Origin of the sequence: Sphingomonas anseongensis (assembly GCF_023516495.1) — a bacterium.
GTDB lineage: Bacteria > Pseudomonadota > Alphaproteobacteria > Sphingomonadales > Sphingomonadaceae > Sphingomicrobium > Sphingomicrobium anseongensis.
Window position 1 is genome coordinate 2061484 of sequence record NZ_JAMGBC010000001.1, and the last position, 12249, is coordinate 2073732.

General features: G+C 64.9%; 16 protein-coding genes. 4 read left to right on the top strand and 12 right to left on the bottom strand.

The window, feature by feature from the left end:
• Nucleotides 1–7 precede the first annotated feature (7 nt).
• Nucleotides 8–1810, top strand: coding sequence for an AcrB/AcrD/AcrF family protein (locus LZ519_RS10630; protein WP_249868645.1), 1803 nt, complete (start codon nt 8–10; stop codon nt 1808–1810).
• Here the strand turns inward: LZ519_RS10630 and LZ519_RS10635 are convergent.
• Genes LZ519_RS10635 through gluQRS form a run of 9 tightly spaced genes read right to left on the bottom strand, consistent with a single transcriptional unit; the run spans nt 1807 to nt 8069 of the window.
• Nucleotides 1807–2439, bottom strand: coding sequence for a MarC family protein (locus LZ519_RS10635; RefSeq protein ID WP_249868646.1), 633 nt, complete (start codon nt 2437–2439; stop codon nt 1807–1809). The two genes, LZ519_RS10630 and LZ519_RS10635, sit on opposite strands and share 4 nt — an antisense overlap.
• Nucleotides 2436–3071, bottom strand: coding sequence for a hypothetical protein (locus LZ519_RS10640; protein WP_249868647.1), 636 nt, complete (start codon nt 3069–3071; stop codon nt 2436–2438). Before LZ519_RS10640 ends, LZ519_RS10635 begins: the two co-directional genes overlap by 4 nt.
• Nucleotides 3072–3962: a bifunctional methylenetetrahydrofolate dehydrogenase/methenyltetrahydrofolate cyclohydrolase FolD gene (gene folD / locus LZ519_RS10645; RefSeq protein ID WP_249868648.1), complete on the bottom strand. Its 891-nt coding sequence runs from the start codon at nt 3960–3962 to the stop codon at nt 3072–3074. It abuts the gene before it with no gap.
• Nucleotides 3959–4261, bottom strand: a complete 303-nt coding sequence (locus tag LZ519_RS10650) for a YggT family protein (RefSeq protein WP_249868649.1) — start codon at nt 4259–4261, stop codon at nt 3959–3961. The genes folD and LZ519_RS10650 overlap by 4 nt, the downstream gene beginning before the upstream one ends.
• A 35-nt stretch (nt 4262–4296) precedes the next feature.
• The gene (gene egtD / locus LZ519_RS10655) at nt 4297–5247 is read right to left on the bottom strand and encodes an L-histidine N(alpha)-methyltransferase (RefSeq protein ID WP_249868650.1); all 951 of its coding nucleotides are present in this window, start codon (nt 5245–5247) and stop codon (nt 4297–4299) included.
• Nucleotides 5231–6469, bottom strand: a complete 1239-nt coding sequence (egtB, locus tag LZ519_RS10660; RefSeq protein ID WP_348539400.1) for an ergothioneine biosynthesis protein EgtB — start codon at nt 6467–6469, stop codon at nt 5231–5233. Before egtB ends, egtD begins: the two co-directional genes overlap by 17 nt.
• Nucleotides 6445–6999 (bottom strand): cob(I)yrinic acid a,c-diamide adenosyltransferase, encoded by a 555-nt coding sequence (locus LZ519_RS10665; RefSeq protein ID WP_249868651.1) that lies wholly within the window; start codon nt 6997–6999, stop codon nt 6445–6447. The genes egtB and LZ519_RS10665 overlap by 25 nt, the downstream gene beginning before the upstream one ends.
• A gap of 8 nt (nt 7000–7007) precedes the next feature.
• The gene (locus LZ519_RS10670; RefSeq protein WP_249868652.1) at nt 7008–7214 is read right to left on the bottom strand and encodes a twin transmembrane helix small protein; all 207 of its coding nucleotides are present in this window, start codon (nt 7212–7214) and stop codon (nt 7008–7010) included.
• A gap of 9 nt (nt 7215–7223) precedes the next feature.
• Nucleotides 7224–8069: a tRNA glutamyl-Q(34) synthetase GluQRS gene (gene gluQRS / locus LZ519_RS10675; RefSeq protein ID WP_249868653.1), complete on the bottom strand. Its 846-nt coding sequence runs from the start codon at nt 8067–8069 to the stop codon at nt 7224–7226.
• Nucleotides 8070–8237: 168 nt separating this feature from the next.
• On the opposite strand from gluQRS, the gene LZ519_RS10680 reads away from it, so the two are divergent.
• Nucleotides 8238–8804 carry an HNH endonuclease gene (locus LZ519_RS10680; RefSeq protein ID WP_249868654.1) on the top strand — a complete coding sequence of 189 codons (567 nt, stop codon included), beginning with the start codon at nt 8238–8240 and terminating at the stop codon, nt 8802–8804.
• A 39-nt stretch (nt 8805–8843) separates the two neighbouring features.
• Nucleotides 8844–9398 (top strand): response regulator, encoded by a 555-nt coding sequence (locus LZ519_RS10685; RefSeq protein ID WP_249868655.1) that lies wholly within the window; start codon nt 8844–8846, stop codon nt 9396–9398.
• Here the strand turns inward: LZ519_RS10685 and LZ519_RS10690 are convergent.
• Both LZ519_RS10690 and LZ519_RS10695 read right to left on the bottom strand, forming a co-directional pair.
• Nucleotides 9395–10258, bottom strand: coding sequence for a UTP--glucose-1-phosphate uridylyltransferase (locus LZ519_RS10690; protein WP_249868656.1), 864 nt, complete (start codon nt 10256–10258; stop codon nt 9395–9397). The genes LZ519_RS10685 and LZ519_RS10690 overlap by 4 nt on opposite strands.
• Nucleotides 10255–10584 (bottom strand): hypothetical protein, encoded by a 330-nt coding sequence (locus LZ519_RS10695; protein WP_249868657.1) that lies wholly within the window; start codon nt 10582–10584, stop codon nt 10255–10257. The genes LZ519_RS10690 and LZ519_RS10695 overlap by 4 nt, the downstream gene beginning before the upstream one ends.
• A gap of 76 nt (nt 10585–10660) precedes the next feature.
• Between LZ519_RS10695 and LZ519_RS10700 the strand changes: the two genes are divergently transcribed.
• Nucleotides 10661–11227 carry a TlpA family protein disulfide reductase gene (locus tag LZ519_RS10700; RefSeq protein ID WP_249868658.1) on the top strand — a complete coding sequence of 189 codons (567 nt, stop codon included), beginning with the start codon at nt 10661–10663 and terminating at the stop codon, nt 11225–11227.
• On the opposite strand, the gene LZ519_RS10705 is transcribed toward LZ519_RS10700, so the two are convergent.
• Entirely contained in the window at nt 11187–12221 is a 1035-nt protein-coding gene (locus LZ519_RS10705) for a DMT family transporter (RefSeq protein WP_249868659.1), read from the bottom strand. The genes LZ519_RS10700 and LZ519_RS10705 overlap by 41 nt on opposite strands.
• Nucleotides 12222–12249: the final 28 nt, after the last annotated feature.

Sequence of the window (12249 nt, forward strand, 5' to 3'; positions counted from 1 at the left end):
GCGAAACATGCTTAAGCGCAAGGACGACGTTCCTGTAGCCCGGATCCTTGCCTTCCTCGAGCGGCACTGGAAGCCGATCCTCATCGCCATTTGGCTGATCACGTGCGCCTGGTGGGCCTACACGCGCTGGTCGAACATCCTCACCTTCGCCCTCGGCGACACCGACGACAACATGCGCATGATGCAGGTGCGCGCGCTGCTTCACGGGCAGGACTGGTTCGACCTCAGGCAATATCGGCTCAATCCGCCGTTCGGCGCCAACATCCACTGGAGCCGGCTGGTCGACCTTCCGATAGCCGGCATCATCCTGCTTGCCAGGCCGTTCGTCGGCGGGGCGGATGCGGAGCGGATTGCGGCCGCGATTGCTCCGATGATCCCTTATTCGGTGCTTCTGTTCGGGGTCGCGCTTACCGCAAGACGGCTGATTGATCCGCGCGCCTTTTTTCTTCCTGCGCTCACGCTGATCGTCGCGGGCCTGAGCAACAGCATGTTCATGCCGGAAAGGCTGGATCACCACGGCTGGCAGCTGGCATTTCTCGCCGTGAGCGTCGCCGGGCTCGCCGATCCGAAGCGCGCGCGCGGCGGAGTGACGCTCGGAATCACCACCGCGCTATCGCTCGCCATCGGCCTGGAGATGATCATCTACCTCGCGGTCATGGGCGCCGCGGTCGCCCTGTTCTGGGTCGCCGACCCGCGCCAGCAGCGACGGGCGATCGCCTATGCCGTGAGCCTGGGCGGTGGCGTGGCGTTCTGCTTTCTCGTCTTTGCCTCCTACGCGAACCGAGCCGCAGTCTGTGACGCCTTGTCTCCGGTCTGGTTGTCGGACCTGCTTCTTGCCTCGGCGCTGTTGTCGCTACTGGCGCTTCTCACTCCCGCAGACTGGAGAATCCGGCTGGCAATGGCGCTCGCTGCCGGGGCGGTGGTCGCAGCATTTCATGCGTTAGCCTGGCCGTACTGCCTCGGGCGGCCGGAGAATGTCTCGGCCGAAACCTATTCGCTCTGGCTCAGCCACGTTCGCGAGGCGCGGCCGGTCTATCGCCACACATGGCAGGTCGCGACGCTGATACTTGCCCTGCCGGTTACTGCAACGTTCGGATGGCTCCTCCTTGCGTGGCATAACCGCAAGGACGGCGACCTGTTCAGGCGAACCATTGCCGCTTGGGCGCCGGCCCTCGTCGCAACGCTTCTCCTCTTCTGGCAGGTCAGGACCGGCCCCGCTGCGCAGATGCTCGCTGCAGTCGGCGCGGTCTCGATCATCTGGGTGCTGGCGCCGATCTTCGAACGGACCCGGAGCTCCATCGTCCAGGTCCTCGGGCTGGTCTCCATCGCTCTGATCGGCTTCGGGGCTGTCGTGCCGCTTGGCCTCGATTACTTCGCCCCCGGACGGAAACTCACCCCGCGCGAAATCCAGGTGGAGCGCGCCAACCGGCTGTGCAACTTCATCGGTTCTTACCACCCGATCGCTTTGCAGCCGAAAGGCGTGGTCTTCACGTTCATCGACCTTGCGCCGCGGCTGATCACTGTCACCCACCATGATTCGATTATGGGGCCGTACCACCGCAACGGAGAGCAGATCGTCGACGCGATGAAGGCGTTCCGCGGCAGCGCCGATCAGGCCCGGCAGATTTTCGCCAAGTACCGCGCGGATTATCTTCTGACCTGCCCGAACGCCTCGACGACCACGATCTTCACTTCCGAAGCTCCGAACGGCTTCTATGCGCAGCTGCAGAAGGGGCAGGTGCCGGGCTGGCTTACGCCGGTTCCGCTACCCGCGAATTCGCCGTTCCGGATGTGGAAGATCGTGCGCTAGGCGAGAGCGTTCGGAAAGCTTTGTTTCAGGCCGTCGACGACGAACTGGGCGGCGAGCGCGGCCAGGATCACGCCTAGGATCCGCGTAATCATAGCTTCCACCTTCTCGCCGATCAGCCGCATCAGCGCGCCGGATGCGAGCAGGGTCACCAGCGTGATCAGCATCACCGCGGTGATGGCGGCAAGCACCACGACCACGTCGATTGCGGTGTCGGCGCGTGAAACCCAGAGCATCGCGCTTGCGATCGATCCGGGGCCGGCGATCATTGGAATTGCCATTGGGAAGACGCTCACGTCCTCGGTCTCGGGAGTCCTCTCGATCTCTTCCGCCCGCTTCTCGCGGCGCTCGGTGCGGCGCTCGAACACCATGTCGATGGCGATGAAGAACAGCATAATCCCGCCCGCTATCCTGAAGCTGGCGAGACTGATGCCCAGCGCCTGGAGCATGGGCTTGCCCAGAAGCGCGAAGAACAGGAGGATTGCCCAGGCGATCAGCGAGGAGCGGATGGCCATCGCCCGGCGGTGAGCTTCGGAAGCGCCCCGCGTGAGACTGGCGAAAATCGGTGCACAGCCGGGCGGATCGATGATCACCAGGAAGGTGACCAGGGCCGATCCGAACAGCTCCATCATGGCGTGGGTGCCGCCACGGACTGGTCCAGGATGATTCGATAGGAGCGGCCGTTCCAAAGCTTCGCCTGGAAATGCCGGGCTCCACCCGCGGCGACCTTCCATTTGTAGATCAAAGTTCCGTCGGCAGATCGCCCCTGTCCGGCCTCGCCTGGAGCCTTTCCAGCAAGCCTCGCAGTCGTCCCGACCGTTCGGCGATAAGCGGCCGGAATCTTCATCCGCCCGCTGCAGCTGGCACGGACCACGCGCGGCCTTGGGGGAAGCGCCATCGGCTCGGCCAGGGCGTCGCCGCCATCATAGACCCAGCGCCAGCTGGACTTCTGACGCATCCAAACGGTCGTGAAATAGCCGTGCGTCTTCCCCTTCGCACCGGTCCACGGGCCGCGGTTGATGGCCGTTCGGCCGTCGCAGGAAACCCAGCTGTCCGAAGGCGCCCAATCGAGGGATTCCGGCGGGTCCTTTCGGTCCTTGAGGAACTCCTGGGCGGCCACCGCGGTCGGGGCGAACATGACTGCATCCTTGTCCGCCCATTTGCGGAAGGCAGTCCATTGTCCAATGCGGTGCGAGTCCGCGGCGAAGGCGCGTTCGGCATCGACTGCAGTGGCGATCGACGCGGCAGCGAGAAGAGTCAGCATCTACAGTCCTTCCGGATCGGCGAGGCCAGCGCGGCGGTGCGCGGCAACCAAGGTGTTTCTAAGAAGCATTGCGATCGTCATCGGGCCGACTCCGCCAGGAACCGGGGTGATCGCCGACGCGACCTCGGCCGCCTCGCCAAAGGCAACGTCGCCGACCAATCGGGTCTTGCCTTCATCGGCGGCGGCGACGCGATTGATTCCGACGTCGATGACGACCGCCCCGGGCTTGATCCAGTCGCCGCGGATCATCTCCGGCCTTCCGACGGCGGCGACGACGATGTCCGCGCGCCGGACGACGTCCGGTAGATCGCGCGTGCGGGAATGGGCTACGGTGACCGTCGCGCTCTCACCGATCAGCAGCATCGCCATCGGCTTGCCGACGATGTTGGAGCGGCCGATCACCACCGCATCCTTGCCGCTGAGGCTTCCGAGCTCGTTCTTCAGCAGGTGGAGGCAGCCGAGCGGGGTGCAGGGCACTAGCGCGTCGAGCCCGGTCGCGAGGCGGCCTGCGTTGACTGGATGAAAGCCGTCGACGTCCTTCGCGGGATCGATCGCCGCGATGACCCTTGAAGAGTCCATGTGTGGCGGAAGCGGAAGCTGGACGAGGATTCCGTCGACCCGGTCGTCATTGTTGAGGAGCACGACGAGATCGAGAAGGGCTTCCTCGCTGGTGTCCGCCGGCAGGTGATGGGCGAAGCTTTCCATGCCCGCCTCGGCGGTCGCTTTGCCTTTGGAGCGGACATAGACGGAGCTGGCTGGGTCTTCGCCGACCAGGACTGTCGCCAGCCCAGGCGCACGGCCGGTCCTGGCCTGGAACTCGGCCGCTGCAACGGCGACTTGCTCCCGAAGCGCCAGCCCGGCGGCTTTTCCGTCGATCCGCTTCGCGGTCATACCGTCTGCAAATAGAGGCTGCGTTCGGCCCCATGCAGCAGCATCTGGATGATCTTGATCACCAGCAGCAGCACCAGCGGCGAAAAGTCGATCCCGCCGAAGTCCGGCAGCACCGCGCGGATCGGCCGATAGAGCGGTGCCGTGAGCTTATCGAGCGCCGTGGTGATCGACCGGACCGCACCTGAGCGGGTGTTGAGGACGTTGAAGGCGAACAGCCAGCTCAGGATCACCTGGATGATGATGATCCAAGCGAGGACGCTGAGCAGGAGGTCGGCGATATCAAAGAGGGCGATCAGCATGGGCGGGGCTTAGCCGTAGCGTCCGCGGCGGGCAATCACGGTGCGAAGCGGTTTGGCTGAGCTTGCGCGAGGACGATCGAAAAGTCTCCAGCCGGATCCTCCCACTCCGCGACGGGGGTCCAACCGCCCGCGAGCAGCAGCAGGCGAGCTCCGCGGCGCGGATATTTGTGGCTGTTCTCCGTGTGGATCGATTCGCCTGCCTTGAACGCGAAGGGCTTGCCGGAAACGGTGAACTCGACGTCGCTGGTTGCGACGAGGTGCATTTCGATCCTCGACAGCATGTCGTTCCACCGCGCCTCGTGGCGGAAGGCGTCGACCGGGATGTCCCCATCGAGCTCGCGATTGATTCGCTCGAGGAGGTTGAGGTTGAAGCTGGCAGTGACGCCCTCGGGCTCGTCATAAGCGGCAAGCAGCCGCTCGATGGGCTTCACACGGTCCATTCCGATCAAAAGCAGCGAACCCGTTCCAAGCAGGTCGCGGAAATGGCGGAGCAGGTCGGTGGCCGTGCGCGGGACGAAATTGCCGATCGTGGATCCCGGGAAGAAGCCGAGCTTTGGCGGGTCGAGAACTTCGCCTGGAAGTTCGAAGGGGCGGGCGAAGTCCGCCGCCACCGGGTAGATCGCGAGGTCGGGAAAACGCTCCCGAAGCATGTCCGCGCTGGAGCCAAGATAGTCGCCGGAAATGTCGACGGGTACATATGCCGCCGGAGCGATCGCTTCGAGCAGAAGGGGGGTCTTGGTCGCCGATCCGGCGCCGAACTCGACCACTGCCGTTCCCCTCGGGATCGCCGTGGCCAGTTCCGGCATGATTTGCTTGAGAAGCGCCGTTTCGGTTTCGGTCGGATAATAGCTCGGAAGCCTGGTGATCTCGTCGAACAGCTCCGAACCGCGAAGGTCGTAAAGCCAGCGAGCGGGAACGGCCGGGATCGGCGCGGACAGTCCGGCGAGCACGTCCTGCCGAAATTGCGGATCAGCTGTCCCGGGCAAGCCTCAGCCCCGTGAATTGCCACCGAGCGTGCGGCGGGAAGAAGTTGCGGTAGCTCGCCCGGCTGTGGCCGCGCGGAGTGGCGCAGCTGGCGCCTTTCAGGACGAACTGCCCGCACATGAACTTGCCGTTATACTCGCCCACCGTTCCTTCGGCGGGAGCGAAGCCCGGGTAGGGGCTGAACGCACTTTGCGTCCATTCCCAGACCGAGCCGAAGAAACCGGACTTGGGCCGTGGGACGGCCGCTCCGCCTGTGTCGAGCTGCTGGCCGGAGAGCGGGTCGTCGTCCCGCGCCGCGCTTTCCCATTCATCTTCGCGCGGGAGGCGAGCGCCTGCCCAACGAGCGAAGGCGTCGGCTTCGTAAAAGCTGACATGGGCGACCGGTGCGGCGGCGTCGCGCTCGACTCGGCCGGCGAGAGTGAAGTGCGTGCCGTCCTCATTCCAGTAGAGAGGTGCACTGATGCGCTCGCGGCGAACCCAGTCCCATCCGTCGGCCAGCCACAGCGTCGGTTTTCGGTAACCGCCGTCAGCGATGAACTCCTGCCATTCGGCGTTCGTCACCGGCAGCGAGGCGATCGAATGGGGGTTCAGGAACACTCGGTGCCGCGGCCGTTCGCTGTCGAACGCGAAACCGTCAGCCCCTGCGCCGATCTCGATGATTCCCGTGCGGCCTTCGATCCACTCGAGCGTCGTTGCGCCAGCGTCGGTGGCGGTGGCTGCGCCATAGGCGGGCTCGAGCGGATTCTCGGCGAAGGTCGCGAGGATGTCGGTCAGGAGCAACTCCTGGTGCTGCTGCTCGTGGTTGATTCCCAGCTCCACCAGGTCGAGCGCAGCCGCGCCGAGCGACGGCAATGCCTGCATCAGGGCTTCATCGACGTGGGCCCTATAGGATCGGACCTCGTCCAGCGACGGACGGCTCAGCATCCCGCGCTTCGGGCGCGCGTGCCGTTCGCCCTCGCCCTCGTAATAGGAATTGAACAGATATCCGAAGCGCTCGTCGAACGGGGCATAGCCGGGAACGTTCGCTCGAAGGACGAAGGTCTCGAAGAACCAGCTCGTGTGGGCGAGGTGCCATTTTGCCGGCGATGCGTCGGGAAAGGGCTGGATGGTCGCATCAGCATCCGAAAGCGGAGCGGCGAGCTCGAGCGTCAGCCGACGCGTCGCGAGATAGCGCTCGCCAAGTGCCGAGGCAGGCCTCGCTAGCGGGTTGCGCCGGGTTGCCAGAGCACGTCTCCCCCTTGGCTTGACGCTACGAAGCGCGCGGCGACGAACAGGAGATCGGACAGGCGGTTGATATAGGCGAGGGCGTCCGGGTTCACCTGCTCGCCCTGCGACAGCGCAACCGCCGATCGCTCGGCGCGGCGGACGACGGTGCGGGCAAGGTGCAGCGCGGCGACCTCGGCCGATCCGCCGGGAAGTATGAAGCTGGTCAGCGGATCGAGCGACTCGTTCATCGCGTCGATTTCCTGCTCCAGCCGTTCGACCTGGCTGCCGACAATTCGAAGCGCACCTTCGATCTCCCCGGGCGTCGCAATGTCAGCGCCGAGGTCGAACAGCTCGTTCTGCACCCTGCGAAGCCGTTCGCCGACAACCGGATTGAGGAGCGCGATCGCAGCCCCGACCGCCGCATTGGCCTCATCGACGTCGCCGATCGCCGCCATCCGCAGGCCAGCCTTGCTGACCCTCGACCCATCCACCAGCCCGGCGGTGCCCTTGTCGCCGGTGCGTGTGTAGATCTTGTTCAGCTTGACCATGATCGGGCCTAACGGCCGGCGGCGCCGGCGACCACCAGGATGAGAATGACGAGGATGATGGCGACGGCCTGGAACAGCACGCGCTTGCGCATCCACTGCTGTTGCTGCTCGCTGGAGCCGACACGGCCCGACGCCATTGTGACCACTCCGCGAACGAGGACATAGGCTGTCGCGCCCATTGCCGCGACGAGGAGAATAGCGAGGAAAATCTGCATGGCGCCTATTTAGGCTTCCGCCAGCCGAAAACCAGCAGGCAGCCGCCCGGTGACGAGTGAGTGTGACAACTCGCGCCCGTCGACGCCGCTTTCGCGCATGGCGGCGAGCGTCGGCGCCTTGTCGCGCTTGGCCAGGCGACGCCCGTCCTCGTGCACCACCAGAGGGTGGTGCAAATAGACAGGTTCGGGAAGACCGAGCAGCATCTGCAGAAGCCGCTGGACCGAAGTGGACGATCGCAGGTCGGCGGCGCGAACGACCAGTGTCGCGCCGCTGTCAGCGTCGTCCACGACGCAGGCGAGGTGATAACTGGCAGGGGCGTCTTTCCGAGCGAGGATCTCGTCATCGATGTCGTCGGACGACGCGGCGAATCGCTCGCCGTCGAATTCGGTCCAAGTGGGCAGGCCCACGCGCGCGACCGCCTTGGCCGCGTCGAGCCGCCAGCTGTGGGGCGCCGCCGCTCGGCGCTCGGGATCGTCGGCAAGCCCCCGGCACGTACCGGGATAGCGAGCGGTGGGGCCGTGCGGTGCATTGAGGGCCGCGGCGATGTCCGAGCGGGTGCAGAAGCAGGGATAAACCAGTCCTTCCCTTTGCAGGCTCTCCAGTACCTGCTGATAGATTGCGCTTCGCCGCGACTGGACCAGCGGCTCACCGTCCCAATCCAGGCCCAGCCAGCGGAGGTCTTCCTCGATTCCGCTTACGAACTCGCGCCTGCTCCGCGTCTGGTCGAGATCCTCGATGCGGAGCAGGAAGCGCCCGCCAGCCGAACGGGCCGCATCATGCGCGAGCGCGGCACTGTAAGCGTGGCCCAGATGCAACTGACCGGTCGGAGAAGGCGCGAAACGGCTGGTCAGCATCTCACGCTGCACTTGACCGCGAGTCTCGGAAAATGCTGTTTAGGCATGTCACGCCGGCTTGGCACCCGGCTTGGCGCAAGGGAAGACGGGCCGGCTGGACCCTCTCCTCCTTGAGTGCGACAGGGCCGGAGTTGATCGAGCGGGCGAGCGAAGGAGCATTGCCCGCGCATGTATCACCCGGAAATCATCCGTCATCCGGAAAGCTGCCCGGCGTTGGTCCTCAACGCTGATTACACGCCTTTGTCCTATTTCCCGCTGAGCCTGTGGCCGTGGCAGACGGCGGTGAAGGCGATGTTCCTGGAGCGCGTCGACGTCGTCGCCCATTACGAGCGCGAAGTGCACAGCCCGACCGTGGCTTTGAAGCTTCCGTCGGTGATCGCCCTTCGCCAATTCGTCAGGCCGAACGAATATCCGGCCTTCACCCGGTTCAACCTGTTCCTTCGCGACCGCTTCCGTTGCGTTTATTGCGGGTCGAACAAGGAGCTGACGTTCGATCACGTCATTCCCCGAGCCCAGGGCGGCCGGACGACATGGGAGAATGTCGCCACGGCCTGCGCTCCGTGCAACCTCAAGAAGGGTGGCCGGACGCCCAGGCAGGCGGGGCTTCATGTCGAGCGCGAGCCGATCCGGCCGACGAGCTGGCAACTGCAGGACCACGGACGCCGCTTTCCGCCCAACCACCTGCACGAAACGTGGCGCGATTACCTCTATTGGGACGTCGAACTCGATCCATAGTAAGGGCGGCGTTAACCATTTCCGTATAACCCGCGCCGCATGGAATTGACGTTCGCAAGACAGAGTGCGGGAGAGCAGCCACGGCTGCTCGTGATCGACGGCAACCGGCACTATCTCGGAGTGCTTTCGAGGAGACTTGCGGAGTTCGGCTATCGCGTCGCGACCGCTGAATCCGCCCAAGCCGGACTAGCCGAAATGTACCGGATGCCTGTCGACATGGTCATCTGCGACGTAGAGCTTCGCGGCACCAACGGGATCGAGTTCGCGCGCATGATCCGCGACGATCCGGTTCACCGCGACGTGCCGCTGCTGCTGATCGTCGGCCGATCGGATCCGGCCGCCGCCGTCGCCGCCTTCCGGGCCGGTGCCGACGGAGTGGTCCGCAAACCGTGCCACTTCGAAGTGCTCGCCGCCTGCATTGCCCGCCAGCTTTCGCGAGCCGATGCGATGAAGCGCCTCACCGACGACAATGCGATGCTCGACGCGAAGATCATCACGCGCGTCATCGAGCTTCGCGAGACCCAGGCGCAGCTCAGCGCTGCGGAAGCGGAGCGGCGAAGGCTCGCCGCAATCGTCGACGGCAGGGCGGCCTAAAGCGAGCCCAGATATTCGCGGATCTTCGGCGCTAGGTCGTCGCGGTCCAGAGCAAGCGCGATATTGGCAATTACGAATCCGGCCCGATCGCCGCAATCGTGGCGAACGGCATCGACCTTGAGCGCATGGAACGGCTGCTTGCCGATCAGCTTGGCCATCGCGTCAGTCAGCTGGATTTCTCCTCCGGCGCCGCGCTCCCCAGCGTCGAGAACCCGCATCACGTCCGGCTGGAGGATGTAGCGGCCGATCACGCCTAGCCGGGACGGCGCATCCTGCGGAGCCGGCTTTTCAACCAGGCCGAGCACTTCGGTCAGCTTCCCGTGCGTGCCGCCGGGCGTGATGATTCCGTAGGAATTCGTCTTTTCGGCAGGGACCTCTTCGGTCGCGATCATGTTCCCGCCGACCTCGTTCCAGGCGTCGACCATCTGCCTTAGGGCACCCGGCTTTCCCGCCATCAGGTCGTCGGGGAGGATGACCGCGAACGGCTCGTCGCCAACGATATGGCGGGCGCTCCACACGGCATGGCCCAGGCCCAGCGGTTCCTGCTGGCGGACGGTGACGACCTCGCCGAACTTCGCCCTCGACGGCTCGAGCACATCGAGGCTCTTGCCCTTCTCGCGAAGCACGGCCTCCAGCTCGAAGGCGCTGTCGAAATAATCGACCAGGCTCGATTTGCCTCGCCCGGTGACGAAGATCATCTGCTCGATCCCCGCCTCGCGCGCTTCGTCGACCGCATATTGGATCAGCGGCCGGTCGACGATCGTCAGCATCTCTTTCGGCATCGACTTGGTTGCAGGCAGCAGCCGGGTGCCGAGGCCTGCGACCGGGAACACGGCCTTGCGCAGCGCGGGGTTAGTCATTGCGGAGTTACGGGTCCTACAGTGTTGGTCATTTCGTTGTTGAGCTCCTCGACCGGGAGCGTCGGCGCCTTGCCGGTCGGCGGCGGGAGGTCGAAGCGGTCGCTCTGGCGAGGCGTCGACCTCTTCATCAGCTCGTCGATCCGGTCCGGGTTCGCATAGGCCGGAGGGCTTAGAAGCTCGTTCGGCGTCGGCGTAGCGCGCGCCATCAACGGCTTGACCGGAAGCGGCTGAACCTTGGCAGGCTCGAGGTCGGCCATCTTGCCGCAGCCGGCCAGGCAAAGAATTGCCGCCGCGCCCGCAAGCCGGAGATATCGAGAAGCGCTCACTCTCGTCGAAGTAGCGGCTCGCGGATGCTTCTTCCAGCCGCTTGTGCCTCCGTCGGCCACTGACTATCGCGCGGCCATGACAAACCGCCCGGCCGTCTTGCTGCTCGCTTCGCTCGTGGTGCTTTCCACCCCGGCCTGCCAGCAAAAGCCGGCGGAAAACGAGGTCACGCAATCCGCCGACGAGCCGTCGAAGGGTGTCGACCGGAGCCACAAGGGCGAGGCGATGCCGGATTCGCCGCTGTTCAATGGCGACGAAAACGAAGCGACGCTCGCCGAGGCGAAGGGCAAGCCGCTGCTGGTCAACCTGTGGGCCAGCTGGTGCGCTCCTTGCGTCAAGGAACTTCCGACTTTGGATGCTCTAAGCCGCAAGCCGGGAGCGCCTAAGGTGATCGCCGTTTCGGAAGATGCCGGAAATCGCACCTCCGTCGAGGCCTTTTTGGAAAGCCACAAGATCACCGACCTCGAAGCATGGCGCGATCCCAAGATGAGCCTGTCGAGCGCGCTGCACGTCCAGGTCATGCCGACGACCGTTTATTATGACGCATCGGGCAAGGAGCTTTGGCGATACGTCGGCGATCTCGACTGGACCGGCGAGGAAGCGGCTAAGCTGCTGTCTGAGGCCGGCGCACCCGCAAAAGGCTGAGCAACCGTCCATCTATCGCTGCCAGGCCGAGCGCGATGAGGCCAAGGCCGGCAAAATCCTGTGCTGCGAGCTGCTCGCCAAGGAACATCGCTCCAAGCAGGATCGCAACCGGCGGGACGAGCAGGGTTACGAGGAGGGCATTGGTTGCGCCCGACGTGGCGATGAGCCGGAAATAAAGAACGTATCCGAAGGCCGTGCAGAAGACGGCAAGAGCGGCGATCGCAGCCCAGGCGGAAATCGGCGGCATGGCGAGAGCCCACGGCTGGTCGATGAACAGCGCCATCGGCAGCATGATCACTGCTCCCGCGGTAAGCTGGCCGGTGGTCACGCTCATCGGCGATAGCCCCATCCGCCGAAAGCGGCGCGCCCAGACCGCGGCGAGCGCGTAGCTGAGCGAGGCTATGACGCAGGCCAGCTGGGCGAGCGCGTCAGTGCCGATGTTCGACAATAAAGACGGGCCGATCATCGTTGCCACTCCGCCGAAGCCGAGAAGCACTCCCGCGACCTTGCGCGGGCTCATGCGCTCGTCGCGGGTGAGTAGGTGAGCAACGAGAACGCCCCAGATCGGGGTGGTCGCGTTGAGGATCGAAGCGAGCCCGCTGGCGATATGAGTCTGGCCCCAGCCGAACAAAGTGAATGGGAGCGCATTGTTGAGGAGCGCGAGCAGGAGGATGGAACCCCAGGCCTCGCGCGGCAGATCGAGGGGCTGCCCCTTTCCTTTAAGGAAGATCCACATGACCGCCGCGGCGATGGTCAGCCGCAACCAAACATAGGTCATCGGCGGCACATGGCGAACGGCGACGCCGATGAAGAAGAAGGCACCGCCCCAGATGACAGCGAGCGTTCCAAGGATGATCCAGTCGGAGCGATTCATGAGGGTTCGGATCACCGGCTCGACGTAGACGTCCGGCGCGCCTGCGGCGTCCGCGCAATTGCGCTCAAACTCGGAAGGCTGGACCGGCTTCATGTACGTGCTTTTACCGGTCACGCGCATGTCCCCGCCAACAAATGGGCGTCGCGAG

Bases quoted from the DNA above. Each gene is read 5' to 3' on its own strand.
- LZ519_RS10630 (WP_249868645.1), top strand. From the start codon at position 8: ATGCTTAAGCGCAAGGACGACGTTCCTGTAGCCCGGATCCTTGCCTTC.
- LZ519_RS10635 (WP_249868646.1), bottom strand. From the start codon at position 2,439: ATGATGGAGCTGTTCGGATCGGCCCTGGTCACCTTCCTGGTGATCATC.
- LZ519_RS10640 (WP_249868647.1), bottom strand. From the start codon at position 3,071: ATGCTGACTCTTCTCGCTGCCGCGTCGATCGCCACTGCAGTCGATGCC.
- folD (WP_249868648.1), bottom strand. From the start codon at position 3,962: ATGACCGCGAAGCGGATCGACGGAAAAGCCGCCGGGCTGGCGCTTCGG.
- LZ519_RS10650 (WP_249868649.1), bottom strand. From the start codon at position 4,261: ATGCTGATCGCCCTCTTTGATATCGCCGACCTCCTGCTCAGCGTCCTC.
- LZ519_RS10665 (WP_249868651.1), bottom strand. From the start codon at position 6,999: ATGGTCAAGCTGAACAAGATCTACACACGCACCGGCGACAAGGGCACC.
- LZ519_RS10670 (WP_249868652.1), bottom strand. From the start codon at position 7,214: ATGCAGATTTTCCTCGCTATTCTCCTCGTCGCGGCAATGGGCGCGACA.
- gluQRS (WP_249868653.1), bottom strand. From the start codon at position 8,069: ATGCTGACCAGCCGTTTCGCGCCTTCTCCGACCGGTCAGTTGCATCTG.
- LZ519_RS10680 (WP_249868654.1), top strand. From the start codon at position 8,238: ATGTATCACCCGGAAATCATCCGTCATCCGGAAAGCTGCCCGGCGTTG.
- LZ519_RS10685 (WP_249868655.1), top strand. From the start codon at position 8,844: ATGGAATTGACGTTCGCAAGACAGAGTGCGGGAGAGCAGCCACGGCTG.
- LZ519_RS10690 (WP_249868656.1), bottom strand. From the start codon at position 10,258: ATGACTAACCCCGCGCTGCGCAAGGCCGTGTTCCCGGTCGCAGGCCTC.
- LZ519_RS10700 (WP_249868658.1), top strand. From the start codon at position 10,661: ATGACAAACCGCCCGGCCGTCTTGCTGCTCGCTTCGCTCGTGGTGCTT.
- LZ519_RS10705 (WP_249868659.1), bottom strand. From the start codon at position 12,221: ATGCGCGTGACCGGTAAAAGCACGTACATGAAGCCGGTCCAGCCTTCC.